The 25,695-nt window shown below is 52.0% G+C and carries 26 protein-coding genes and 1 riboswitch; of the genes, 20 read left to right on the top strand and 6 right to left on the bottom strand.

Annotation, left to right across the window (positions count from 1 at the left end; translation table 11 throughout):
- Positions 1-89 precede the first annotated feature (89 nt).
- The 3 genes from pckA to hslR all read right to left on the bottom strand — a co-directional run bounded on the left by pckA (position 90) and on the right by hslR (position 3,355).
- The gene (pckA, locus tag BZG14_RS06235) at positions 90-1,718 is read right to left on the bottom strand and encodes a phosphoenolpyruvate carboxykinase (ATP) (protein WP_077457377.1); all 1,629 of its coding nucleotides are present in this window, start codon (positions 1,716-1,718) and stop codon (positions 90-92) included.
- A gap of 322 nt (positions 1,719-2,040) precedes the next feature.
- Positions 2,041-2,916 (bottom strand): Hsp33 family molecular chaperone HslO, encoded by an 876-nt coding sequence (gene hslO / locus BZG14_RS06230; RefSeq protein ID WP_077608259.1) that lies wholly within the window; start codon positions 2,914-2,916, stop codon positions 2,041-2,043.
- Positions 2,917-2,950: 34 nt separating this feature from the next.
- Positions 2,951-3,355, bottom strand: a complete 405-nt coding sequence (gene hslR / locus BZG14_RS06225) for a ribosome-associated heat shock protein Hsp15 (protein ID WP_108743527.1) — start codon at positions 3,353-3,355, stop codon at positions 2,951-2,953.
- Between the two features lie 226 nt (positions 3,356-3,581).
- On the opposite strand from hslR, the gene gspC reads away from it, so the two are divergent.
- Genes gspC through cysQ form a run of 14 tightly spaced genes read left to right on the top strand, consistent with a single transcriptional unit; the run spans position 3,582 to position 16,194 of the window.
- A complete protein-coding gene (gspC, locus tag BZG14_RS06220; RefSeq protein ID WP_069360803.1) occupies positions 3,582-4,508 on the top strand; it encodes a type II secretion system protein GspC in 927 nt (308 codons plus the stop codon).
- Between the two features lie 56 nt (positions 4,509-4,564).
- Positions 4,565-6,547: a type II secretion system secretin GspD gene (gene gspD / locus BZG14_RS06215; RefSeq protein WP_198532026.1), complete on the top strand. Its 1,983-nt coding sequence runs from the start codon at positions 4,565-4,567 to the stop codon at positions 6,545-6,547.
- Entirely contained in the window at positions 6,544-8,079 is a 1,536-nt protein-coding gene (gspE, locus tag BZG14_RS06210) for a type II secretion system ATPase GspE (RefSeq protein ID WP_077608256.1), read from the top strand. The genes gspD and gspE overlap by 4 nt, the downstream gene beginning before the upstream one ends.
- Positions 8,079-9,314, top strand: a complete 1,236-nt coding sequence (gene gspF, locus BZG14_RS06205) for a type II secretion system inner membrane protein GspF (protein ID WP_077608255.1) — start codon at positions 8,079-8,081, stop codon at positions 9,312-9,314. The genes gspE and gspF overlap by 1 nt, the downstream gene beginning before the upstream one ends.
- Positions 9,315-9,342: 28 nt before the next feature.
- The gene (gene gspG, locus BZG14_RS06200) at positions 9,343-9,777 is read left to right on the top strand and encodes a type II secretion system major pseudopilin GspG (RefSeq protein WP_069360806.1); all 435 of its coding nucleotides are present in this window, start codon (positions 9,343-9,345) and stop codon (positions 9,775-9,777) included.
- 2 nt (positions 9,778-9,779) lie between these two features.
- The gene (gene gspH, locus BZG14_RS06195; RefSeq protein ID WP_077486665.1) at positions 9,780-10,346 is read left to right on the top strand and encodes a type II secretion system minor pseudopilin GspH; all 567 of its coding nucleotides are present in this window, start codon (positions 9,780-9,782) and stop codon (positions 10,344-10,346) included.
- The gene (gene gspI / locus BZG14_RS06190) at positions 10,327-10,704 is read left to right on the top strand and encodes a type II secretion system minor pseudopilin GspI (protein WP_077608254.1); all 378 of its coding nucleotides are present in this window, start codon (positions 10,327-10,329) and stop codon (positions 10,702-10,704) included. The genes gspH and gspI overlap by 20 nt, the downstream gene beginning before the upstream one ends.
- Positions 10,688-11,326: a type II secretion system minor pseudopilin GspJ gene (gene gspJ / locus BZG14_RS06185; RefSeq protein ID WP_077608253.1), complete on the top strand. Its 639-nt coding sequence runs from the start codon at positions 10,688-10,690 to the stop codon at positions 11,324-11,326. The genes gspI and gspJ overlap by 17 nt, the downstream gene beginning before the upstream one ends.
- A complete protein-coding gene (gspK, locus tag BZG14_RS06180; RefSeq protein WP_077608252.1) occupies positions 11,323-12,327 on the top strand; it encodes a type II secretion system minor pseudopilin GspK in 1,005 nt (334 codons plus the stop codon). The genes gspJ and gspK overlap by 4 nt, the downstream gene beginning before the upstream one ends.
- On the top strand, positions 12,296-13,540 hold the full coding sequence (gspL, locus tag BZG14_RS06175) for a type II secretion system protein GspL (protein ID WP_158011732.1): 1,245 nt from the start codon (positions 12,296-12,298) through the stop codon (positions 13,538-13,540). Before gspK ends, gspL begins: the two co-directional genes overlap by 32 nt.
- Positions 13,537-14,031, top strand: a complete 495-nt coding sequence (locus BZG14_RS06170; protein ID WP_077608250.1) for a type II secretion system protein M — start codon at positions 13,537-13,539, stop codon at positions 14,029-14,031. The genes gspL and BZG14_RS06170 overlap by 4 nt, the downstream gene beginning before the upstream one ends.
- A gap of 3 nt (positions 14,032-14,034) precedes the next feature.
- Positions 14,035-14,781: a type II secretion system protein N gene (locus BZG14_RS06165; RefSeq protein WP_077486670.1), complete on the top strand. Its 747-nt coding sequence runs from the start codon at positions 14,035-14,037 to the stop codon at positions 14,779-14,781.
- 42 nt (positions 14,782-14,823) lie between these two features.
- Positions 14,824-15,378 (top strand): ADP compounds hydrolase NudE, encoded by a 555-nt coding sequence (gene nudE, locus BZG14_RS06160; protein ID WP_069360813.1) that lies wholly within the window; start codon positions 14,824-14,826, stop codon positions 15,376-15,378.
- A gap of 3 nt (positions 15,379-15,381) precedes the next feature.
- Positions 15,382-16,194, top strand: coding sequence for a 3'(2'),5'-bisphosphate nucleotidase CysQ (cysQ, locus tag BZG14_RS06155; protein WP_077608249.1), 813 nt, complete (start codon positions 15,382-15,384; stop codon positions 16,192-16,194).
- A gap of 41 nt (positions 16,195-16,235) precedes the next feature.
- Here cysQ and sthA read toward each other — a convergent pair whose 3' ends face one another.
- Positions 16,236-17,654, bottom strand: coding sequence for a Si-specific NAD(P)(+) transhydrogenase (gene sthA / locus BZG14_RS06150; RefSeq protein WP_077608248.1), 1,419 nt, complete (start codon positions 17,652-17,654; stop codon positions 16,236-16,238).
- Positions 17,655-17,849: 195 nt separating this feature from the next.
- On the opposite strand from sthA, the gene fabR reads away from it, so the two are divergent.
- The 4 genes from fabR to darG all read left to right on the top strand — a co-directional run bounded on the left by fabR (position 17,850) and on the right by darG (position 20,660).
- The gene (gene fabR / locus BZG14_RS06145) at positions 17,850-18,485 is read left to right on the top strand and encodes an HTH-type transcriptional repressor FabR (RefSeq protein WP_046074425.1); all 636 of its coding nucleotides are present in this window, start codon (positions 17,850-17,852) and stop codon (positions 18,483-18,485) included.
- A 13-nt stretch (positions 18,486-18,498) separates the two neighbouring features.
- Positions 18,499-18,882, top strand: coding sequence for a YijD family membrane protein (locus tag BZG14_RS06140; RefSeq protein ID WP_077486672.1), 384 nt, complete (start codon positions 18,499-18,501; stop codon positions 18,880-18,882).
- Between the two features lie 82 nt (positions 18,883-18,964).
- Complete coding sequence (darT, locus tag BZG14_RS06135; RefSeq protein WP_077486673.1) at positions 18,965-19,606, top strand: type II toxin-antitoxin system toxin DNA ADP-ribosyl transferase DarT; 642 nt, start codon at positions 18,965-18,967, stop codon at positions 19,604-19,606.
- Between the two features lie 13 nt (positions 19,607-19,619).
- Positions 19,620-20,660 carry a type II toxin-antitoxin system antitoxin DNA ADP-ribosyl glycohydrolase DarG gene (gene darG / locus BZG14_RS06130; protein ID WP_077608247.1) on the top strand — a complete coding sequence of 347 codons (1,041 nt, stop codon included), beginning with the start codon at positions 19,620-19,622 and terminating at the stop codon, positions 20,658-20,660.
- Positions 20,661-20,779: 119 nt separating this feature from the next.
- Here the strand turns inward: darG and trmA are convergent, their stop codons facing one another.
- Positions 20,780-21,886, bottom strand: a complete 1,107-nt coding sequence (gene trmA / locus BZG14_RS06125; protein WP_077608246.1) for a tRNA (uridine(54)-C5)-methyltransferase TrmA — start codon at positions 21,884-21,886, stop codon at positions 20,780-20,782.
- A 126-nt stretch (positions 21,887-22,012) separates the two neighbouring features.
- A riboswitch (cobalamin riboswitch) is annotated at positions 22,013-22,241 on the top strand.
- Between the two features lie 33 nt (positions 22,242-22,274).
- On the opposite strand from trmA, the gene BZG14_RS06120 reads away from it, so the two are divergent.
- Together BZG14_RS06120 and murI are read left to right on the top strand one after the other, a co-directional pair.
- A complete protein-coding gene (locus BZG14_RS06120; protein ID WP_077608245.1) occupies positions 22,275-24,077 on the top strand; it encodes a TonB-dependent receptor domain-containing protein in 1,803 nt (600 codons plus the stop codon).
- An 80-nt stretch (positions 24,078-24,157) separates the two neighbouring features.
- Positions 24,158-24,979: a glutamate racemase gene (gene murI / locus BZG14_RS06115; protein ID WP_077608244.1), complete on the top strand. Its 822-nt coding sequence runs from the start codon at positions 24,158-24,160 to the stop codon at positions 24,977-24,979.
- Here murI and BZG14_RS06110 read toward each other — a convergent pair.
- A complete protein-coding gene (locus BZG14_RS06110) occupies positions 24,933-25,415 on the bottom strand; it encodes an RNA recognition motif domain-containing protein (protein ID WP_077608243.1) in 483 nt (160 codons plus the stop codon). The two genes, murI and BZG14_RS06110, sit on opposite strands and share 47 nt — an antisense overlap.
- Positions 25,416-25,695 lie beyond the last annotated feature (280 nt).

The following is a 25,695-nucleotide window of genomic DNA, read 5'->3' as shown; positions in this document are numbered from 1 at the left end:
TGGCGCAAAAGTGCCGTAACTTCAACTATTAGCCAGTATAACCGTGGGGGAGGTGGCCCCGTATCGCACGCACGATACGGGGCAGGGGGTTAGTCTAGCTTGGGACCCGCTGAGACCAGTGCGGCCCCTTCGGGGGTATCGGTATATTTTTCAAAGTTATCGATAAAGCGCTGTGCCAGATCGTTGGCTTTGCTCTCCCACTGAAGGGGATCAACATAGGTATCACGCGGGTCAAGAATGCCGTCGCTCACTTCGTCGAGTGAGGTGGGCACTTCCAAATTAAAGATTGGAATTGACTTGGTCTCCGCTTTTTCGATGGAGCCATCTAAAATCGCGTCAATGATCGCCCGCGTATCTTTGATGGAGATCCGCTTGCCTGAGCCGTTCCAGCCCGTGTTGACCAAATAGGCTTCCGCGCCGGCGGCTTCCATACGTTTGACCAACACCTCGGCATACTTGGTGGGGTGTAAGGTCAAGAAGGCGGCACCAAAGGCGGCAGAAAACGCAGGTGTCGGCTCGGTAATGCCACGCTCCGTGCCTGCAAGCTTCGCCGTAAACCCCGACAAGAAGTGGTACTTGGTTTGCTCTGGGGTCAGCTTAGACACGGGGGGCAGCACACCAAACGCATCCGCCGACAAGAAAATCACCTTGTTTGCATGGCCGCCTTTCGACACCGGCTTAACGATATTGTCGATGTGATAAATCGGATACGACACACGGGTATTTTCTGTTTTGGTGTTATCGTCAAAGTCGATGGCGCCATTGCCGCGAACGGTGACGTTTTCCAGCAACGCATCCCGGCGAATGGCGTTGTAAATATCAGGCTCTGCCTCTTTCGATAGCTTGATGGTTTTCGCGTAGCACCCGCCTTCGAAGTTAAACACACCATGGTCGTCCCAGCCGTGTTCATCATCACCAATCAGCTGGCGTTTGGGATCCGTAGAGAGGGTGGTTTTCCCGGTGCCGGATAAACCAAAGAAGATGGCGACGTCGCCGTCTTTACCCATGTTGGCCGAGCAGTGCATCGACGCGATATCTTGCAGTGGCAAGAAGTAATTCATCATCGCGAACATGCCTTTTTTCATCTCGCCGCCGTACCAGGTGCCGCCGATGAGCTGCATGCGTTCGGTGAGATTGAAAACGGTAAAGTTTTCCGAGTTCAGACCCTGCTCGCGCCATTTGGTATTGACGCATTTGGCACCGTTCATCACCACAAAGTCGGGCTCAAAGTCTTTCAGCTCTTCCTCGGTTGGGCGGATAAACATGTTTTTGACGAAGTGCGCTTGCCAGGCTACCTCGGTGATCACGCGAATACGCAGACGAGTGTTCGGGTTGGCACCGCAATAGCCATCAATCACAAACAGGCGTTTGCCTGATAACTGATCAGTGACGAGGGCTTTAAGATCCTTCCATACTGCTTGGTCAATCGGCTTGTTGTCGTTTTTGCCTTGATCAGACCACCAGACGGTATCGCGCGTGGTATCGTCGCGGACGATATATTTATCTTTTGGTGAGCGGCCGGTAAAAATACCCGTATCTACCGCCACCGCGCCGAGCTCGGTCACCACGCCTTTTTCATAGCCTTCCAGCCCAGGTTTGGTTTCTTCCTCGAACAGTTGCTCATAAGAGGGGTTACGGATGACTTCTTTGACATTTTCCAGACCATGACAGGAAAGATCGATGTCAGCGACCTCGGGTTCGACGTTCAGGACAGTCATAGGTGCTCCTTGGGGTAAGATGTTGTTAACTGTCTTTGTGCTAGCAACCTGAAAATGTGACTTCAGGGACTGACTCCATACAAGACGGCACACTGGGGTTATTTTGATTGTAGGGTACGGACCACCAGGTGCCATGTCATAGACATGGTAACGCTTAGTTAATCGTTTGCGCTACCCAAAGACCTATTATTGTTTGTACAAAAATAATGCGAGAAAAAATGTGAGTTAAGTCGGGTAGGTATAAGAAAAAAGCCAGCATAATGCTGGCTTTTGAACTCCGTCAGCTGGATTTGCTTCGGAGCGCTAAATATGTAGCACGCTGTTATTGCATTTGTGAGGAAGAGCCTGCGTTTTGCTCGAAAATGGCTGCCACATCAACACTATCGAAAGCGTAGTCTGTGCCACAATAATCGCAATGCAAATGAATGGTTCCCATTTCTGCCACCATTTTATCCACTTCGCTGCGCTCAATGGCGGCGATGGCGCTGGCACTGCGCTCACGTGAGCAGCTGCATTTGAATACCACCTCTTGTGCGGGATACAGCGTGACTTTTTCCTGGTGGTACAAACGATGCAGCACATCTTTAGCAGGCAAGCTAAATAGCTCTTCGTTTTTGATGGTGTCGGTAAGCTGAGCAAGGTGTTCAAAATCGCCCTCGTCGCCTTTGCCGTCGGGGAGCACCTGTAGCATCATCCCCGCCGCATGCGGTTTACCTTCATGCTCACCCGTACGCAACCAAAGGCGCGTCATCAGTTGCTCTGAACGGGCGAAGTAATCTTCAAGACAGGCTTGTAAGCTGTCAGATTCCAGACCGACAATACCTTGATAGCGTTCACCGTCGACAGGCTCGATGGTGATGATGAGTTGGCCTTTCCCCATCATCTCCGGCAAGGTCGCATCGTCTTTGATGTCGCCTTTGACGCGCGCGGTACCACGCAGCTGTTGGTGATGATCCCCATTAATCACCGCGAGAGAGACAGGGCCATCGCCTTGCAGTTGCACTGTGATTGAGCCGTTAAACTTGAGTGTCGCGGTCAATAAGCTAGTCGCGGCAAGCATCTCTCCCAGCAAGGCATTGACCGGTGCCGGGAAATCTTGGTTTTCCAGTATGCGCTGATAGGTATCATCGAGCTTAACCAGCTCACCACGCACAGACACATCTTCAAATAGGTAACGGTGTAGTTGATCGTTTGACATGCAATTTCTCTCCGGCAATGGCGCGATCGCGGCCTTAGTCTATGCCTTGTTTAAACTTACGAATATCTCGGCGTTGCTTTTTATCCGGTCGCCCATCGGGACGCGGATTGTGTGCGTTTAAGCGACGCATTTCTGACTCGTGCTCGCGCTTGGCGAGGCTGCTCTCGGTTTCTTGGTACAGGGTTTGCGCGATCGGCGCTCCCTGTCGCTGCTCTGAAAGTGCCATAACCGTGACGGTTTTTTCATCATGGCCTTGGCGAAGGCGGATTTCTGCCCCAACCTCTACCATTTTACTCGGCTTAGCACGCTGGCCATTGTACTGCACTTTGCCGCCATCTATCATGTTGCGCGCAACGGAGCGCGTTTTGTAAAAGCGGGCGGCCCACAGCCACTTGTCCAACCTGACCGCCGTCAWAGGCGTTGATGTGTGGTTTTTCATCATCCAACTCCTGCGCAATCTGGATCGGCGACATTAGCACAAAATTTACTTTAGAGCAGTATCACAGCATCGCGGTTTCGCTGCCCGTCCAGTCGATGACTTCGATAAAATACCGGTCTATGACTGAAAAAGTCTCACTATCACAATGCGCTTTTGCTAGCATGCCCAGCTTTTCGTAATCTAATGATGGAACTTGCTGGCAAAAAAAGCCATCAATGGATAAACGGTGACCCAAATTGGTTTAAAAGGCATGATCTCTCAGGCAGGACGCCAACATAATCGCTTCTCTTTGTCGCCACAAACACTGCGTCGCGCTGCCCCTTGGCTCAATATTGGCCTAGTCTGCGTGCTCGCATGGTTGGCAGGTCGTCTGGTGTGGGCTTTTTATCAGCCTGCGCCTCCTACGCAGTCGCCTGTGGTGCACGAAGCGTCCACCTCTCAATCACCCGGGAACAGGCTGTCTCTTGCACCTGTGATCAATGCCCAGCTTTTCGGGCGTTATCAAGCCTCAAAGGCGCAGCGTCGACAAGCAGTGAGCGAGGTGCCGGAAACACGCTTGCAATTAACCTTGGTAGGGGTGGTGGCCAGTGACCAACCATCCCGCGCGTTGGCGGTGATCGCCAATCGCGGCCAGCAGGCCACCTATGGGGTGGGTGAGCAGGTGAACGGTACCCAAGTCAGTATTGACCAGGTGTTGTCAGATCGGGTGATCTTACGCCAGGGAACACGGCGAGAGGCATTGTTGATGCCAGGAGTAGAGGCGGATAGCACGCCGCAAACCGTCTTTTCACCGTCAAAAGGGGAGGTAGCGCCCCCAAAGCCCACGCCCCATGAGGGAGCCAGCACTGACTGGCCGGTCAATCTTGCGCAGCAGCTCAATCAAAATCCTCAGCGTCTATTTGATTATGTGCAGCTCGCGCAAGTGGGGGATGCCAAGGCGCTGAAAGGCTTTCGTCTCACCCCTGGGAAAAACCCGGTGTTGTTTGAACAATCTGGGTTGCAACCAGGAGACATCGCGATTGCGATCAATGGCCTCAAGCTCAGTCGTTCGGTGGCACTGCCTGACATTCTCAGTCGCATTCAACAACAGGGCACGCTTGATCTGGTGGTCGAGCGGCAAGGACAGCAACATGACATCTCGATTCAATTATAAATTACAACCACCGCTGCGCGCGGCAGTAGGAGCGTGACGTGAATTTAAGGCAACGACTGATCCCCTATTTCATCGCTGTGACTTTTCTTTTCTCTGGGCTGTCGGCGAGCGCGGCGGAATTCAGTGCATCATTTAAAGGCACTGACATTCAGGAATTTATTGAAATTGTGGGCCGTAACCTAGAAAAGACCATCATTGTCGATCCCTCCGTAAGAGGCACGGTCAACGTCCGCAGCTATAACACCCTGACTGAGGAGCAGTACTATCAGTTTTTCCTCAATGTCCTAGAAGTGTATGGCTTTGCGGTGGTGGAAATGGATAACGGCGTCGTCAAGGTGGTACGTGACAAAGATGCCAAAACCTCGCCCGTGCCTGTGGTCGGTGAAGCTGAAAACGTGGTGGGCGATGAGGTAGTCACGCGAGTGGTGGCGGTGAAAAACGTCTCGGTACGTGAGTTGTCGCCGCTGTTACGTCAGCTTATCAATAATGCGGGGGCGGGAAATGTGGTGCACTACGATCCGGCCAATGTGATCATGATTACCGGACGTGCCGCGGTGGTGAATCGCTTAACCGATATTATTCAGCGCGTCGATCAGGCTGGTGATAAAAAAGTCGAAGTCGTGCGCCTTGATCACGCGTCAGCCGCGGAAATGGTGCGGATTGTCGACACCCTCAATAAGCGAGACAACGCTAACACTCGCCCTGAGCTATTAGAACCACGCATTGTCGCCGATGAACGGCTGAATGCGGTGTTGGTTTCTGGTGAGCCCAAAGTCCGTGAACGGGTGATTGAACTTATCAAACAACTCGACCAAGAAATGGCGACCACGGGCAATAGTCGCGTGATTTATCTTCGCTACGCCAAAGCGGAAGACGTGGTAGATGTATTACAGGGCGTTTCGGATAATCTTCTGAAAGAAAAAGAGAAAAACGCCAAGCCGAGTGTGAATGATCAAACGGTACAAATCTCCTCGCATCAAGGGACCAACTCGCTGGTGATTACCGCCCCGCCTGATATTTTAAAAACCCTTGAAAGCGTGATTTCCCAGCTCGATATTCGCCGCGCACAAGTGTTGATTGAAGCGCTGATTGTGGAAATGTCGGAATCCGATGGGGCGAACCTCGGCGTACAGTGGGGCTCGCTGGAAAACGGCGGCATTCAGTTTAATAACACAGGTGTCGGCATTTCGAGTTACCTCGGCGGCCAAGAAGCCACTAAAGATAGAACGCGCACGGAAACGCCTGATGGCGACACCGTTGAGATCACTGAATCGGGCGATTACTCGGCGCTTAATGAAGTCTTAGGTGGCTTAAATGGCTTGGCGGCTGGCGTGGTCATGGGCGATTGGACCGCTTTGGTGACGGCAGTGGCCTCGAACAATGAATCCAATATTCTGTCTTCGCCCAATCTGATGGTACTGGATAACCAAGAAGCCTCATTTGTGGTAGGGGAAGAAGTGCCCGTCATCACCGGCTCGCAAACGGGCTCGAATAACGATAACCCGTTCCAAACCGTTGAGCGTAAAGATGTGGGCATCAAACTGAAAGTGACCCCGCAAATCAATGAAGGCTCGGCGGTGCTATTGGATATTGAGCAGGAAGTGTCCAATGTATTGGGTGCCAGTGGCGCAGTGGATGTGCGTTTTGGTAAGCGCCAGTTGACCACCTCTGTGATGGTGGGTGACCAACAGATGATTGTGCTAAGTGGTTTGATTGACGAACGTACGGTCGAAAGTGAATCCAAGGTGCCACTGTTAGGGGATATTCCCGTGTTAGGGCATTTGTTTAAGTCGACCTCGACCGAAACCGAAAAGAAAAACCTGATGCTGTTTATTAAGCCGACCATTATCCGTACTGGTTTGACCGCGGATGGTGTGACGCAGCGTAAATACAATTATATCCGCGCCGAGCAATTACAGCGCGCCCAAGAGGGTGTGAAGCTGATGCCCGACGCTGAGAAACCGGTGCTGCCGGACTACAACAGTGAGGCGGTGATGCCTGCCGAGGTACGCGCGCTAAAAGCGGAGCTAGCAGGATGAGCGAGCGCGCGACAGAGCTCAGCCGAGATCCAAACGCTGCCTGGCAATTACCGTTTGGCTTTGCCCGTCGTCATGGGGTGATATTACTCAATGACACTGAGGGTAGCGAGCGCACGCGCTTGCTGTGCTTGTCCTCCGTAACGCCAGAGACCTTAGCAGAAGTACAACGGGTGTTAGGGGGTAGCTTAGCACCTGAAATCGTCTCGGACAGTGACTTTGACCAACACCTCACCCGTTTGTATCAACGTGATAGCGCCGATGCCCAACAGTTAATGGCGGATATTGGCGCTGATGCAGATAGTGATGATTTTTTCTCTCTCGCGGAGGAATTGCCACAAAGCGAAGACCTGCTGGAATCGGAAGATGATGCGCCGATTATCAAGCTCATCAACGCAATGATGGGGGAAGCGATCAAAGAAAGCGCGTCTGATATCCATATTGAAACCTTTGAGCATGCGTTATCGATTCGCTTCCGCGTCGATGGGGTGTTACGAGAAGTGCTCTCGCCGAGTCGCAAACTGGCACCGCTGTTGGTCTCTCGAGTGAAAGTGATGGCCAAGCTGGATATTGCCGAAAAACGCGTACCGCAAGATGGCCGTATTTCAGTCCGTATTGGTGGTCGTGCGGTGGATGTCAGGGTGTCGACCATGCCCTCCTCCCATGGCGAGCGCGTGGTCATGCGTTTACTCGATAAGCATGCGGTCCAGCTTGACTTAGCCCAGCTAGGTATGGCGCCTGACCTTCACCAAGGGTTCCGAGCGCTTATTCACAAGCCTCATGGTATTTTGTTGGTCACCGGGCCGACCGGGTCGGGGAAATCCACCACCCTATATGCTGGGTTACAAACCATTAACAGTGAGGATCGTAATATTCTCACCGTTGAAGATCCGATCGAGTTCGATCTGGCCGGGATCGGGCAAACTCAGGTAAACCCCAAAGTCGATATGACCTTCGCGAGAGGGCTGCGTGCGATGTTGCGCCAAGATCCTGACGTGGTGATGGTGGGGGAAATTCGCGACTTAGAAACCGCTCAAATTGCAGTTCAAGCCTCCCTGACCGGCCATTTGGTGATGTCCACATTACATACCAACACCGCGATAGGGGCGGTGACCCGCTTGCGCGATATGGGGATTGAGCCTTTCTTGCTTTCATCATCGTTACTCGGGGTATTAGCACAGCGCTTGGTTCGTACGCTGTGTGAACACTGCCGTGTGCCCTATCAAGCCGACGACACGCAGCAACAATTGTTTGTGGATGTGGGGCTTGCTGATCAAGGCGATCCCATCACCTTGTATAAACCCAGTGGTTGTGAGCATTGCCACCAAAAAGGCTATCGCGGCCGCACCGGGATCCATGAACTGTTGACCGTGGATGAGAAGGTACAAGCGCTGATTCATCATGATGCCGGTGAGTATGCCATCGAGGAAGCCGTGCGAGCGCAAAGCCCCAGCATTCGCTATGACGGCTTGGCCAAAGTGCTGAACGGGGAAACCACCCTGGAAGAAGTGATGCGAGTGACCAAGGAGAGTTAATGGCTGCCTTTGACTACCAAGCACTGGACGCGCGAGGACGTAAACGCAAGGGCGTGATTGAAGCCGATACGGCACGTCAAGCGCGACAGCAATTGCGCGATAAGGGCTTTACTCCTCTCGAGGTCCAGGCCACGACCCGTCAGCGTGCGACACAAAAAAGCACGGCCTCTCAACCACTTTTTCGTCAGCGCGGACGCGGTATTAGCACCCAGGAGCTATCGCTAATCACCCGTCAGTTGGCGACCTTGATTGAGGCGGCGATGCCTCTGGAGGAGTGCTTAAAAGCGGTGGCAGAGCAGGCCGAGAAACCGCGAATTGGCAGCATGATGACCAGTGTGCGCGCGCGAGTGATGGAAGGGTATACACTCGCCGATGCCCTGGCGGACTACCCGCATGTGTTCGATGAACTCTACCGGGCGATGATTTCGGCGGGTGAAAAAGCGGGCCATTTGGGCACTGTGCTTGAGCGGCTGGCTGACTATGTGGAAAACCGTCAACGCATTCAAGCGACCTTGCTGCAAGCCATGCTGTATCCGGCGATTTTGACCTTTTTTTCGGTGTTGATTGTCGCCTTCCTGTTGGCCACCGTGGTGCCTGATATCGTCGGTCAATTTGTCCAAACCGGGCAATCACTGCCCGCATCAACCCAGTTTCTCTTAAGCGCCAGTGACTTTATTACCCATTGGGGCGTGTGGGTAGTCAGTGGGCTAGCCCTTGTCAGTATGGGGATTCGTTGGTTACTGAAAGACACGCAAAGGCGCTTGGCTTGGGATAAGCAAAAGCTTTCTCTGCCCATTCTTGGCCGTGTTGCACGCGGCCTCAATACATCGCGTTTCGCCCGTACCTTAGCGATTTGCACCGCCAGTGCGATCCCCTTGTTGGACGGAATGAAGGTTGCCGCGCAAGTGATCACTAACCAGTATGTGCGCAAACGGGTATTAGAGGCCGCCGATAAAGTGCGTGAGGGGGCCAGCTTACGTGTTTCGCTTGACCAATCCGGGCTGTTTCCGCCGATGATGCTGCATATGATTGCTAGCGGCGAGCGCAGTGGAGAATTGGAGCCGATGCTCTCACGCGCAGCCGACAACCAAGACAAAGATTTTGAGGCGCAAGTGAATGTTGCCTTAGGGATATTTGGCCCGTTAATGATTGTACTGATGGCCGGATTAGTGCTTTTTATTGTGGTGGCCACCTTGATGCCAATCATTGCCATGAATGACATGGTGGGTTTGTGATTTGAATAATTTAAACAAGGAGAAAGCGATGCGTCGTCAACAAGGTTTCACCCTGCTCGAGATCATGGTGGTGGTGGTGATTATTGGGTTACTCGCCAGTTTTGTTGCCCCTAACTTACTGGGCAACAAAGACAAAGCCGCGGTGAAAAAAGCGGTGGCGGATGTCAGCGCGCTCGAAAATGCGCTGGATATGTACAAGCTGGATAACAACCAGTATCCCACTACCGACCAAGGCTTAGACGCGCTAGTGACCCAGCCGCAAAGTGAGCCGGTGCCCCGTAATTATCCGGCACAAGGCTACATCAAGCGTTTACCGCAAGACCCATGGAATAACGATTATCGCTATGTCAGCCCAGGTGAGCACGGGGTGGTTGATATCTTTTCTCTAGGCGCTGATGGTCAAGAAGGCGGGGAAGGGGTTAACCAAGACATTGGTAACTGGAACCTCAACGAGCTGCAATAAACATGCGCCAAGCAGCCGGCTTTACGTTACTCGAGATCTTGCTGGTGGTGGTCATCGTTGCGGTGAGCGCCTCGGGCGTGATCATGGTGTGGCCTGAACCGGCCGACACCCGTACCCAAGAAGCCGGTCAAGCACTGTATCAGCGGATGAAGCTGTGGGCAGAGCAAAGCTGGTTGGAAGGGCGCACCTATGGCGTGCGTATCGAGCAACAGCGCTATCAACTTTTAGTGTTGGGACAAGAACAATGGCAACCTGTCAGCAGTGACCGCTGGGCGACCCAAGGGCGCTTGCCCGAGCAAAGCCGCTTTGTCTTAACCATGGATGGCTTTGGTTGGCAGCAACAAGACAGGTTGTTCGAGGATAAGCCGCTGTTTGAGGATTTGTTTGACGAGGACGATGAGCAGGCAGTGGCGCCACCGCAAATCTGGCTACTGCCCAATGGTGAGCTGACACCGTTTACCCTGATGATTGAAACAGATGGCCGTGCGGTCTGGCAGCTCAAAGCGAATGAACTGGCGCAGTTTACCTGGCAGCGTGCAGGAGAGGGTGATGATGTTAGTGCGCGCTAACTCGCAACAGGGAATGACTTTGCTTGAGGTCTTAGTCGCGGTAGCGATCTTTGCCGTGGCGGCGCTGAGTGTGATGAAAGCCACGGGGCAACACACCCGCTCACTGAGTCGCTTAGAACAAAAAACTCTAGCCGCTATGGTGGCGGATAACCAGCTGGCCGAGGTGGTGCTCAGCGCTAAAGTGCCAGGTAAAGCCACGCAAGGCACGACTGAGATGGCGGGGCAACAATGGCAATGGCAGTTGGCGCCAGTCGCCACAGAAACCGGCCAGTTGCGTGCGGTTGATATGTCAGTGGCTGCCGCCGCAGAGACCGATCACCCGTTAGTGACCGTGAGGACCTATGTCGCCACGCGTTGAACGAGGATTTACCTTATTGGAAGTGCTGTTGGCGTTGGTGGTATTCGCCAGCATTAGTTTGACCGCCTACCAGGTGCTGCAAACTGTGCAGCGCAGTGATGAGCAGTCTCAGCAGGTGGGGGAGACCTTACAGCAACTGCAGCGCGCGTTGGTGATCATGGACAGTGACTTTCGGCAAATGGCGGCAAGACGTCAGCGGGTCGAAGGACAAGCGCCAACAGAGCAGCTGCTAATGGCTGGCTCTGACGTGCTACAAAGTGACGCAATGGGCGTGCGCTTTACCCGCACCGGCTGGATTAACCCACAAATGCGCTTTCCGCGTGGTGAAGTGGTGGCGGTCGGGTACCGTCAGCGCGAGGGCAAGCTTGAGCGCTTGCGCTGGCGTTACCCAGACCAGGCGGCGAGCGATGAGCCCGCGGTGGCGACGCTGCTCAGTGATATTGATGATTTGACCTTTCGCTTCTACGTCAAACAGGGTTGGCAAGACGGTTTCGATACCAAACACGCATTACCGAAAGCGGTTCAAGTGCGCTTTACCCACCCACGCTATGGCCAGTTAGTACGCACTTATCTCGTGGCTGGGCAAACCTTGCCGGCTCCCTTGCAGCGGGAGGCGCAATGAGTCGGCAGCGAGGCGCGGCCCTTTTAGTGGTGATGATGATCATGGCGCTGATGACCGCGATTGCTGGGAGCATGGCGTCGCGGTTATACACCAACTATCATCGCGCTGAAAACCAGCTGCATTTTCAGCAAGCCTACTGGTTTGGCAATGCGGTTGAGGGGTTGGCGGCATCGGTATTGCGTGAGAGCTTAGCAGGCAGTGAGACGGTGAATTTAAGTCAGGCCTGGGCAGAGCCATCTCGAACCTTTCCGCTGGATGGCGGGAAAGTAAGTGGGCACTTACAAGATGCAAGCGCCTGTTTTAACCTTAATAGTTTACAGTTGCGCGGCGTCAAAGTGGGTGGGGCGACACCCTATGAGGTCACTGTGTTGCGGGCGCTGGTGGGACAGTATGTGGAAGATAGCTATCAAGCGGATGTCATCGCGCAAGCAAGCCGTGATTTTATTGATGAAAACAATCAGCTGGATCAGTCGCTCGGGGCAGAAGACGCGCACTATGAAAGCGTCCAGCCAGCGTATGTGACGGCGGATGCGTTGCTGGCCGATGTGAGTGAGTGGCGTGCGGTGCGTGGGGTGAATGGTGACGTGTTTCGGCGCGCCTCGCCTCAGCTTTGCGCGTTGCCGAGCGCTGAGCTTAAGGTCAATGTGAATACCTTAACCGAGAAACAAGCGCCTTTGCTTTCTGCACTATATACCTCCGCGTTACCGGTGGAGCAAGCCCAGCAGGCGATTGCGCAGCGGCCTGAGGCAGGGTGGAAAAGTGTCGCCGCGTTTATCGACACCTTGAGTCTCCCCGAGTTTGATGACGCCGAGCGAGAGCGAGTCGTGTCCCATCTCAGCGTGACCAGCGAGTTCTTTTTATTACAAGCCGATGTGCAGGTGGCCTCTGCCCAACGTCACATCCAGGCACTATTGCACTATCAAGACGATGGCGAGGTTTCCATTGTACGCCGTCGGTTCGGAGGAATGCGTGAGCGAGCGACTGATAATAAGGATCAGTGATGCCAGCCAGCCCGTTTATTGGGCGCAGGTTCGTGCCAGTGATAACCAGGTGGTGGATAGCGGCTGTTGTCAGCAACTGTCAGCGTTAACCGAGCAAGCACAAACACGACCCGTGGTGGTGTTGGTGGACAGCACTTGGTTAACATTAACTTCGGTGACATTGCCCCCTGGATCTCGGCGCCAGCGCGACAAGGTGGTGCCTTACTTACTCGAGGAAGCCTTGGCGGAAGAGGTGGAAGCGGTACACGTGAGTATTGTTGACACCCAGGCAGACACGGCACAGGTGGCCGTGGTGGCGCATCAGCAAATGCAAGCTTGGCAACAAGCGTTGGACGAAGCTGGGATAAGTGCACGGCAGTGGATCCCCGATGTGCTGTGTATACCTTGGCAACCCGAGTCATTATCACTGTTGGCATTGGGTGAACAGTGGTTGTGCCGTTTGGGTGCCAATCAAGGCGTGGTAGGCTCGGCCGACTGGCTCACCTTTTGGGGACAGACTTGGTGGCGACAGCAGCAAGCGCAGGCGGACAGTAACACGCCTGAGCAGACTCGTGCTCTTAGCATTGACGCTTACGGTGAAAGTGATCGGCAAGCGTCCAATCCCTTTCATGCCTTACCGTTTCAATGTGAGTGGCATACAGAGGTGGCGCTGCACGTATTGGCCACGCACAGCCACTCGGTGACGGCCAATATACTAACCGGAGATTATCGACCGCAAAGTCAAACCAAGCAGACACTTAAACCCTTTTTACCTGCCGCGTGTCTATTGGTCGCTATCGCTGGTTTGCTTGGTGTCGAGCAATGGCTGTCGATTCGTGATACCCAACAGCAAGCGCAGGCCCTACGGACGCAAAGCGAAGCCCTGTTTCGTCWAACCTTGCCGCAATATGAGCGGATCCCAACGCGCTCATACATGGTGCGGCAAATGGATGCAGAGATCGCGCGGTTGGAAAACCAACAACATGATGCGGCGCTTTTACCTTGGTTGGCGCAGTTAGCCCCCCTAATCACAGAGGTGCCCGGTATCGAGCTTCAGGCACTGCGTTATCAAGCCAGTCGCGACGCCTTGATACTGCGGGCAACCGGCAATGATTTCGCCCAATTTGAACGCTTACGTGCTGCCTTGAGTGAGCATTATGCGACAGACTTGGGGCAGCTTAATCGCAGTGGTGAGACGGTCAGCGGTGAATTTACCCTAAGGAGCCAATCATGATCGCACGTATTCAGGCACAGTGGCAGTCGTTCAGCGTGCGCGAGCAGCGGCTTTTGTTGGTTGCCGGCGGTGTGTTGCTGTTAAGTGTGCTTTATTGGGGCATTGTGGTGCCGATACAGACACAAGCTGATCAGGCACGGACTGCCGTGATCAGTGAGCGAAAGATTTACCGTGAGCTGCAACAAAAACGCAATCATATTATGCAACTGCGCTCACAGTCTGGACACAGTCGCCAAGTGGTGGCCAGTCGAAACCAACCGCTTAACCAAGTGATCGCGGCCAGTGCGGGTGAGTTCAATCTGACCATTACACGGTTACAGCCTGGGGAAGACAGTGTGCAATTGGGTCTCGAACCTCTACCGTTTAATCAATTACTACGGTGGCTAGAGCAACTGGCGCAGCGACACGGGATTCAAGTCGTTCGCTTAAGCACTGAAGCGACCGATACGGCCGGTGTGGTGAAAGTCAACCGACTGCAGCTGGAGCGTTAAACCATGGCGAAAAAAGTACTGATAGGAGTAGGATGTCTGTTGGTTTTTGTTGTGAGTGCGATAGTGCACGCCCCAGCAACCCTGCTACGCTTAGCGCCTTTGCCGGCCGAGCTACAGCTTAGCGGTATCCATGGCACTGTCTGGCAGGGCCAAGTCAGGCAAGTTCGTTGGCAAGACCAGGCTGTCGGCCCAGTACAATGGGATCTCCATTGGCATCGGTTATTGACCCGCGCCACACTGGAAACGGCCATCAAGGTTAAAGGCCCGCAAGGTCTCAGCGGAAAAGGCGTGGTGGGCTTTAATGGCACCGAGCTAACGCTTTCTCAAACCTTGCTCTCTGCCCCGGCGCACCTGCTGACTCGTTCGGTGGCCTTGCCGCCGAGTGTGTCTATTGATGGCCGACTGGATGTGATTGTGCGCGAGGCGGTGTTGGCAGAGTCAGGGTGTCAGCAGTTAGCGGGACGGATTCAGTGGCAGCAGGCCGGGCTAACCCTGCCCTCGGGGCGGCTCAATGATATCCCATTGCGTGCTTCTCTCGCCTGTGACGGCCAAGGTGTCGCGGCGCGGGGACAAGGTGATTCCCCGTCGTTGAGTAATAAGTTTTCATTGTCAATTACACCGTCTGGGCGATACTCTGTGTCAGGATGGCTGAAGCCGGGGCCAGCCTATCCTGAGCCAATGAAAGCACCTCTCTCTTGGTTAGGCGCACCGGATAATCAAGGACGCTATCGCTTTTCTTTTCGCGGCTAACAAGGCCTGATAGGCTTATCAAAAAGGGTGGCAAATCACGATATGACGCAGCGTAAATTTCCTCACATTCAGTCTAAGCAGGTGGTCGCCGCTTCTCGCTTGTTTAAAGTGGAGTCGCTAGAGCTGATTTTTAGCAATGGCGTCGAGCGTACCTATGAGCGGATGAAACCGTCGGGGCGTAATGCCGTGATGATGGTGCCGGTGACCGAATCGGGCGATCTCTTACTGGTACGCGAATATGCCGCAGGGACAGAGCAGTATGAGCTGGGCTTTCCCAAAGGACTGATTGACCCGGGTGAAGCGCCCGAGCAAGCCGCGGTGCGGGAGCTGAAAGAGGAAATCGGCCAAGGTGCCCGTGAGCTAGTGCCACTGAAAGAGGTTGTTCTGGCACCGTCGTACTTTTCCAGCCGCATGACACTGATGTTGGCACGTGATTTGTATCCAGAAAGCCTGGAAGGGGATGAGCCTGAACCGCTTGAAATCATTCGTTGGCCACTTGCCCAAGCGGAAGAGTTACTCACCCACGGTGATTTCTGTGAAGCGCGCAGTATCACCGCATTAATGATGGCGCTGAAGTACTTACAATCTGAGAGGTGAGGCATGGCACTGCCTGAGTTGTTGCCCGAGGTAATTGAGATTGCTCGCTCTGCGGGTCAGGTTATTTTAGATATTTACCAAGACGGTGATTTTGAAGCGATCACCAAAAGTGACCAAACCCCAGTGACCAGTGCTGATTTAGCGGCACATAAGCTGATCACGGAAAAGCTCACCGCGTTGACGCCAGACATCCCCGTGTTATCGGAAGAAGACTGTGGTGTGCCATTAAGCGACCGTCAGCAATGGCAGCGCTATTGGTTGATTGACCCGCTAGACGGTACCCAAGAGTTCATTGCGGGCAGCGGTGACTTTGCCACTATTATCGCGCTGGTGGAGGACAACCATCCCGTGATGGGCGTGGTGTATGCGCCCGTCTCCGGGGTGACCTATTATGCTTGCCAAGACAAAGGGGCCTGGAAAATAACCCCAGATGGCGAAATGCATCGCATCTCGACAATGAAGCGAGAAGAGACGCTCACATCAATCTCAATTGCTATTAGCCGTCGCCAAGATATTCATGCGGTCACCGAAAAGCTGGCACCTGAAATTAATTATGATTTGGTGCCATTAGGATCCGCGGCGCTGAAAGCCTGCTTGGTCGCAGAAGGCGCAGTCGATTGTTATCTGCGCTTAGGCCCCACGGGGGAGTGGGACACGGCGGCGACGCAGTGCATTGTCGAGCAAGCGGGTGGACGTATTCTGAGCACCGAGCTAGGGGCCTTGTCATACAACGAACGGGACTCATTACAGAACCCTAACTTTATTGTGTTAGGGGATGAGTCGCTCGCGTGGTCGTCGATACTGCAGGCATCGTAATGATTGACGGCACCGTCAGGTGCCGTTTTCTTGATTACCGTTCAGAACAAGCGATTTAAGCCATTAAGCGCCGCCACCCGGTAAGCTTCGGCCATGGTCGGGTAGTTGAAGGTGGTATTCACAAAATAGTCGATGGTATTCCCTTCGCCTTTTTGCTCAAAAATCGCTTGGCCGATATGAATGATTTCCGAGGCGCGTTCACCAAAGCAGTGAATGCCTAATATCTCGCGGGTATCGCGGTGGAAAAGGATTTTTAAACTACCGACATCCATCCCCGCAATTTGCGCGCGTGCGAGATGTTGGAACAAAGACCGTCCGACCTCATAGGGCACTTTTTCCGCGGTGAGTTCTTGCTCGGTTTTACCCACTGAACTGATTTCAGGAATGGTATAAATACCGGTGGGGATGTGTTCAATCAAGCGCACATTGGCGTTGCCTTGGCAAATGGCTTCCGCCACCACACGGCCTTGATCATACGCTGCGCTGGCCAGGCTTGGATAGCCAATCACATCACCGACCGCATAAATATGGCCCACGTCTGTTGCATAGCTTTCGCTATCAACGTCGAGCTGCCCACGCGAGTTAGGCGTCAGGCCGACTGAGGACAAATTGAGTTTATCGGTATTGCCTGCGCGGCCATTGGCATAGAGCAGACAATCTGCTTTCATTTTTTTGCCTGACTCGAGATGCACAATCACACCATCGTCCGTGCCCTCAATGCGCTCATAGGTCTCATCATTGCGGATCATGACACCGCTACTGCCAAAGTGATAAGACAAAGCATCAGAGATTTCATTGTCCAAAAATGACAGCAAGCGGTCACGGGTATTGATTAAATCCACTTTGACCCCGAGCCCGCGGAAGATAGACGCATATTCACTGCCAATCACGCCTGCCCCATAAATCATCACATGGCGCGGATCATGGGCTAACGACAAAATGGAGTCACTGTCGTAGATGCGTGGGTGAGAAAAATCCACATCGGCAGGCTGATAAGGGCGAGAGCCGGTGGCAATCACAAAGTGATCGGCGGTGTAAGTATCAGCGCTGCCATCACTATGATGCACGGTTAAGGTATGCGCATTGACAAACTCAGCGTTGCCATGGAGCAGGGTACACTGGTTGCGGTCATAGAACCCTTGGCGCATGCGGGTTTGTTTACCTATCACAGACTCGGCATGGCTGAGTATTTGAGAAAAGGTACTGTGGATACTCTTACTGTTTTGGGTGTAGATAGGGCTTTGATTGAATTCAATGATCCGGCTGACAGTGTGGCGTAGTGCTTTAGACGGGATGGTGCCCCAATGGGTACAACCACCGCCAACGGTGCTTTCTCGCTCAATCACTGCGACTCGCTTACCGGCTTTGGATAAGCCCATAGCGGCCCCTTCTCCGCCGGGGCCGCTGCCTATTACGATAGCGTCAAAATGATCTTGCGGGCGAGGGCTTGACTTGCTCATAGGGATCAGACCTTATTTTCATTATTGCAACATCTGTTTATGACCAGTTTAACGCTTATTACCCGTAAGGTTAACTTTCGCAGCCAAATCTGTGTTCCAATCCGCGTGATAGCGATGGGGAGCACTGCCTGGATTGGCTGATTTAAACGCTAAAATTGCGTATAGTGACACCATGGTGACCATGAGTAGAGTGCGATGGGTATTCGAGCACAACAAAAAGAAAAAACGCGCCGTTCTGTCATTGATGCGGCGTTCAGCCAGCTCAGTGCTGAACGCAGTTTTTCTAGCCTCAGTCTACGCGAAGTGGCGCGCGAGGCGGGAATCGCCCCTACTTCTTTCTATCGTCACTTCAAAGATATGGATGAGCTGGGGTTGACCATGGTCGACGAGGGCGGACTATTGCTCCGACAACTGATGCGTCAGGCGCGTCAGCGGATCGCCGCGGAAGGCAGTGTGGTACGTACCTCGGTAGAAACCTTTATGGAATTTATCGAAAGCAGCCCCAATGTGTTTCGGCTACTTTTGCGCGAGCGATCAGGCACCTCTTCGGCATTCCGTGCTGCCGTGGCTCGAGAAATCCAACATTTTGTTGCTGAGTTGACCGAGTATTTACAATCTCGTACGCAGCTCACCTATGAAGAAGCGTACAATCAGTCAGAAGCGTGTGTGATTTTGGTCTTCAATATGGGTGCGGAAGCGCTTGATCTTGACCCTCACGCCCGCGCAGAATTGGCAGAGCGAATGGTGTTACAATTGCGCATGATAGCCAAGGGAGCTTACTGGTATCGAAAAGACCGTGAGCGGCGAGCCTTACAGGAAAAACTGTCATAAAACAGGTGAAGACATGGAACACGAGCAAGTGAAATCAGAACGTAAATTTTTGCTGCTGGCACTGGTTACCGGCATTTGTGGAAGTGCAACACTCGCGACACTGTTCGTCAGTGGTGTGGCGTTTTCTATTTTTCCCATTCTTGCGTTTGTACTGGCCGTGCACGCTTGCTACCAACTTCACGAACGCCAGCCGCTGACTGAAGGCACGCCGCTGATTGCGTTTGCCTGCTTCTTGGTGGGGGCATTTGGCTATTCAGCGTTTATTCGTATGCAAATGCCAGAGCTGGGCGGTAACTTCTTCTCGATTTTGGTTGCCATGGCATTATCGTTCTGGGTCGGCCACAAACTGGGCTTTTTCAGCCGCAAAGCGAAAAACGATACTGCGTCTGACGTCTAATTGCCTCTAAAACAGCTGTGATTGAAACCCAAAAAAGGCGTCGAGAAGACGCCTTTTTACGTTTAGCTGAAAAGGATGATAAATGCCCGTGCCAGTACAGCCTAAAATTTTTCATATTGTCCATGTGGATCGATTGGAATCTATCCTGGTTTCTAACGGACTGCTGTGCGATGCCCAGATCATTGCTCAAAATACAGCGGGAACCACTATTGGTATGAATACGATTAAACAGCGTCGTTTGACGGAGCTGACGTTGGATAGTCATCCGAATTTGTACGTCGGACAATGTGTACCGTTTTATTTTTGTCCTCGTTCAATCATGTTGTATGTAATTCATCGAGCAGATAGTGATGAACTGGTTTATAAAGGTGGGCAGGGGCCGATTATTCACCTTCAAGCCGATCTAAACACAACCGTTCAATGGGCTCAGCAGCAAGGTCATCGCTGGGCATTCACACTTTCAAATGCAGGTTCGTACTACTTCGAAGATAGAAACGATTTGGCTCAGTTACATAACTTGGATTGGCCTGCAATTTATGCGAGACAGTGGCAAGGTTGTAAAGAAGGGAAGCAAGCCGAGTTTTTGATTGAGCGAAGTTTTCCTTGGCATTTGGTTGAGGCGATTGTTGTACAATCACCAAGCATTCATCAGCAGGTAGTCAACATGTTGCAAATGGCAGCTCACAGACCACCTGTTACAATTAACCCTAACTGGTATTACTGAGGAGGCCGTAGAGATGCTCGAAATTACTCGAGGTGACATACTGCGCGCTGATGCAGAAGCTATTGTCAATACAGTCAACTGCGTCGGTGTTATGGGGCGTGGTATTGCTTTGCAGTTTAAGAAAGCGTGGCCTGATAACTTCAAAGCTTATTCTGCGGCATGTAAAAACAAATACGTTCAGCCTGGGAAAATGTTTATCTTTGAAACTGGGCAATTGGCAAACCCTCGCTTTATCGTGAACTTCCCAACTAAGCGCCATTGGCGCGGCGCAAGCCGAATTGAAGATATCGAATCTGGCTTAGCAGCATTAGTTGAAGATATTCAGCGTTTAGGCATTAAATCTATTGCCATCCCTCCATTAGGGGCTGGCTTAGGTGGACTGGATTGGTTGGTAGTGCGTAAAAAAATCGAAACAGCGATGAAGCCGCTAACTGACGTTCAAGTTTATCTTTATGAACCATCAGGTGCCCCTCAAAATGACAGAATGGTAAAGCATAAAGAAGTGCCAAAGATGACTGCAGGTAGAGCGGTATTGATAGAACTCATGCAGCGTTACCTGAAAGGCTTGCTTGATCCATCGGTTTCATTGCTTGAGGTGCACAAGCTTTTGTATTTCATGCAAGAAGCCGGTGAGCCTCTGCGCTTACAATATCAAAAGGCGCACTATGGACCTTATGCGCAGAATTTGCGTCATGTGTTGAATGCAATTGAAGGTCATTTTGTCTCTGGTTATTCAGACGGTGGCGATGCGCCAGAGAAAGTCCTTCAGCTAGTACCCGGAGCGGTAGAAGAAGCACAAAAGTTCTTGGACCAACACCCTGATACGCGGGAKAGGTTTGAAAAGGTATCTCGACTAGTAGCAGGCTTTGAATCATCACAGGGCTTAGAGCTTCTTGCTACAGTGCACTGGCTTAACCGGTATGAACAAGCAACAGATACCGAAAAGATTATTCAAGGTGTCCATTCTTGGAACGCAAGAAAGCAGCAATTTACACCAAGGCAAATCACAATTGCGGAAAAAGTACTTGATAGTCAGTGCTGGTTTAGTGGGTAATGTCCCCTTAATTAATGCRAATAAAAACGGGCATGTCCAGTATGCCCATTTTTTATCGCTTTCGGATCCCTCGCCGTACCCAGAGCGATTTTTAGTTTATAAAAATGAGCGTAAAACCCTTATTCGATGCGCTCTAACCACACCCCGGCTTCGGTATGGTGGGTGAACGGGAATTGATCAAACAGCGCACAGCGACTAATGCGGTGTGTTTGGCTGAGGCGTTCTAGGTTTTCGGCCAAAGTTTCAGGGTTACAGGAGATATATAAAATCCTATCGTAACCTTGCACCATTTTGCAGGTTTCATCATCCATGCCCGCACGAGGGGGATCGACAAAAATAGTATTGCACTGATAGTCGCTCAGCGTCACCCCTTGATCTTTTAAGCGGCGGAACTCGCGCTCGCCATTGATTGCTTGGGTGAATTCTTCGGCAGACATGCGAATAATCTGCACATTGTCGATGTTGTTGGCGGCAATATTGTACTGCGCCGATTGCACTGAGGGTTTTGCCAGCTCGGTGGCGAGGACGCGGCGAAAGTTTTTCGCCAAGGCGAGGGAAAAGTTGCCGTTCCCGCAATACAGCTCCAGCAAATCACCTTGGCTATCGCGAGTGCAATCAATGGCCCATTCCAGCATTTTCTCCGCTACGGGTCCGTTGGGTTGGGTAAAGCTGTTTTCAATTTGCTGGTAGATCAATGTCTGACCATCGGCATTGAGCTTTTCCAAAACGTAGTCGCGGTCTAGCACTTTCTTTTGCTTGCGCGCACGGCCAATCAGGTTGAGATTAAAGCCCTCATCGTTCAAACGTTGTTTAAGCGCTTGCGCGGCCTTTTCCCACTCTTCATCTAACTGGCGATGATAAAGCAAAGACACCAAGATCTCACCGCTTAAGGTGGAGAGGAAATCAACCTGAAACAGTTTACGTCGCAAGGCGTCGTTGGGCTTGATCGCCTCCATTAATAGCGGCATGAGGTCATTGATCAAGCGGCTCGCGGCAGGAAAGGTATCGACGCGATATTTTTGCTTGGTCGCAGGATCAAACATGATGTAATACAAGTCGTCGCCTTCATGCCATACCCGAAACTCTGCGCGCATCCGATAGTGGGTTTCCGGTGAGCGAAAAACTTCTAGCTCAGGTGCGTGAAACGGCGCGAGTTGTGCATTGAGTCGTTGGACTTTCTCAGCAAGCTGTGTGTCGTAGTCAACGGCGGTGTGAGCCTTGGTCATGATGGCTGCCTCAGCGATTGGAAAATGAGCGCAGATTTTAGACAAATCCCCAGCTATGTCCACCCTTGCTCACGATTCTCCCTTATTCAATAAGGTTATCAATGGAAAATATCCATCTAGACGGCTACTATCCCTGCGTGGGTCAGTGCTCTGTCTATACCCAATAGGACGGATCACAGGAATGCGGTGAGAGTCCGCAACTGACGCGCAGCGGTGTAAGAGAACGACCCTAACCCGACCCAAGGTCAGACACTGTCGCCAATGCTGATAAATAGTATGCGATGGGAAGTCGTTAGCAGTAGGCGGCGAAAGCCATGCTCTTAAGTCCGAATACAGCCCACAGACGCAGCACGTCGCTGCACATTCTCGCGATAGGAAGGAACAACCAATGAACAAACAGATAGTGGCGAGCCTGGTGGCAGCGTCATTTTTCCCTGTGAGCACGTGGGCCGAGCCAAACACCGAAACGGTGGTGGTGACCGCCAGTCGGTTTGCGCAGTCCGATGCCTCGGTATTGCAATCAGCAACCATTTTGACGCGTCAAGACATTGCGCGTTTGCAGGCGCGAAGCCTTGTCGATGTATTGCGCACGGTACCGAGCATCGAGATTGCTCAAAGCGGAGGCCGTGGACAACTTGCCTCTATTTTTATGCGCGGCACAGAATCAGACCACTCTTTAGTCTTGATTGATGGGGTGCGTATGGCCTCGTCTATCACAGGCTCGGTGGATTTTAATCAGATCCCAGTAAACAGTATCGAGCGTATTGAGGTTATTCGCGGCGCACGCGCCACACTCTATGGGTCGAGCGCGATCGGCGGTGTGATCAATATCATCACCAAAAGCAATAAAGAGCGAGCCATTGTTTCCGCGACCATGGGCAGTTTGGATCATCATGCTGTTAGTGGCGCATGGGCAACAAAATTGGGCGATAAGGGTCACTTTTCWGGCATGGCTGGGTATGAGTCGAATGATGGATACAATGTTCATCCAACGACAAGTAACTTGGGTGATCAGCATGGTTTTACCGGCCGCAATGCACAACTTGGCTACAGTCATCGTTGGAATGCATCTTGGTCGGCCGATATCACCGGGCGTTGGTATCAGAATGAATACGATTACAATGACAACGAATCTAACCAAATAAAGCACAGTTGGTTAGAAAGCCAAGCACTGGCTGGCAATCTGAATTATCGCTCAGGGGTCTGGAGTGCAACCCTGAGCGGGGAGTTTTCTCAGCGAGATAAGTATGACTACTTTCCTGGCAGTGCGCGTAAGGAGAATAAAAATTCTGATGTGGAGCAAGTCTCTACCTCGTTGGGACTCCAGTATCAAGCTACGGAGGATTGGCTGCTTGGTGGTGGCGTGGATTATCGACACGATACCTTTAATGAAGGAAGCTTGATTACCAACCCCGATGATATTGCAATCAATCCGCGCGATAACCTGGGCACTTACCTTTTAACGCAATTTAGCCCAGTAGAGGCACTATCTATAGAGGCAAGCGCACGGTCGGATGATAACCAACAATACGGGCAGCATACGACGTGGCAGGCAAGCGCGGGTCTAGCGATAGCGGAAGGGTATCAATTGATCGCTAGTTACGGCACCGCTTTTAAGGCGCCTAGCTTTGTTGATATTGCTTATTCAGATGGAAATCTGGACCCGGACGAGTCGGTGAACACCGAGCTTGCTCTGCATGGCTTAACCACAGGCATTGATTGGTCGCTTACCGGCTATATTAACCATATCGACAATATGATTGATTGGGACGATGAAGCCAAGAAAAACCGTAATATTGGTGAGGTGACGATTAAGGGGATTGAACTCATCGCCAACTTTGATGTGGCATCACTCCATAACCAGCTCTCATTGGAGTATAAAGATCCCAAAAAGGATAAAACCGGTGAGCAGCTCGAACGTCGTGCCAAACGGGTGGCGAAATGGCAGGCATCGTACCAATGGGAGCGCATACTACTGGGCACACAGTGGCAATATCAAAGCGAGCGAACTGATCTGAATGGCCGCTTAGGTAGTTATAGTTTATGGGCGGCCACTGCGTCCTATCAGGCGACCGATAATCTGACCGTAAAAGGTAAAGTCGATAATGTATTTGATAAAGACTACGAAACCGCGGGTGGTTATCCTGCGGCCGAACGCGCCTATTTTATGACGTTAGATTATCAGTACTAGCGTTTGCTTTTATGGTGAAACTAGCTTTAATCACGCCTTTATCGTTATGATAAGGGCGTTTTTTATTGAATGGGTGTCCCATGGCGCAGCCCAATATATTGATCTTCGACTCCGGTGTGGGTGGCTTATCGATTTATCAGTCAGTGCGAGAGCAGCTACCTGACGCTAACTACACCTATTTGTTCGATAACGAAGCTTTTCCATACGGCGAGTTAGAGGACACGCGCTTGATCACACGGGTGGCGGCTCAAGTGCAAGCGGTGTGTGCGCACCATGATATTGATATCGTGGTCATTGCATGCAATACAGCATCGACGTTGGTATTACCGACGCTCCGTCAGCAGCTAGCGCTTCCGGTCGTGGGGGTTGTGCCTGCGATCAAGCCTGCAGCAGCGATCAGTCAGAAAAAAATCATTGGCTTACTCGCTACGCCAGCCACCGTCGCCCGCCCTTATACCGAACAATTAGTGGCGGACTTTGCCAAAGAGTGCCAGGTAGTCTCAGTCGGTACCACGGCGCTCGTGCATATGGCAGAACGCAAACTCCGGGGTGAGGCGGTGAATCAGCAAGATCTCGCGGCTATATTGCGCCCGTTTAAAGGAACCGTCGATACCCTCGTACTGGGTTGCACTCACTTTCCTTTACTGCGTGATGAAATCCAATCAGTAGTGGGTGACTCAGTCGGTTTAATTGATTCGGGAGATGCGATTGCGCGTCGCGTGGTTTCGCTGGTCAGTCTACATAGCGACGCAAGGGCTACCGTTGCGACGTCAAAGCATTATGCTTATGCGACGGCAACCCCTATTAAAGCCGATGCTTTAGCGGACTTTATCCGATCGATAGGTTTTACGGATGTCAGCTATTCGCCTGCTTTTTTGGCTCATTCGCTTCACGGACTTTAAGTGTCCGCTCGCCATAAACATTGTTATTGAGTGCGTTGATGGCGYCGTCGGCATGCCCGGCGGCCATCACCACAAAACCAAATCCTCGTCGCTTGCCGGTTCGCTTGTCTTTCATAAGACGAACGGCAAACACTTCTCCATGTTCGCTAAACAGCGTGCGCACATCATTTTCATTCGCACGATAAGGTAAGTTTCCGACGTATAGCGTTTTGCTTTGCGGAGACTCTTCTTCTTTTTCGCTTGATGACGTTGATGTAGATGGCCTTTGCTCTGGCTGAATAAAATTGGGTAAAGGAAGATATAGGCAAGCTAGACCACTAAGTATTGCACCCACAGCAAACGAAAGAGCGGGTGAGTTGACGTCCATGAGGCTGACGATAATCGCGCCAAGGACAGCGATGCAGATGACTAAAGCAAAATTAACTGGTGATTTCATAAGCGTCATTAAATAGAACAATTAAAGTGATGACATGACAACAGTTCGGCAATGCATGTCGTGAAAAAGACCAAGAAAACAAGCCAGCGTTACCTTGCGGTAAAGGTCTCGTATCAATAATGTTTCAAAACGCTGGTTATTCATCATTTTAGGTGGATTATTGCTCAGTCGAAATAAAAAACGTAAAAATCCCTTGTCAGTGTGATCCGCGTCGCTATACTACGCCCCACATCGACACGGCACGCAGGGCAAGCGTTCAGCGAGCATGTCGAGGCAAAAA

The sequence above is a fragment of the Salinivibrio sp. IB282 genome, from assembly GCF_001995685.1.
Taxonomy (GTDB): Bacteria; Pseudomonadota; Gammaproteobacteria; order Enterobacterales; family Vibrionaceae; genus Salinivibrio; species Salinivibrio kushneri.
This window is presented reverse-complemented; position numbering and strand designations above follow the sequence as displayed.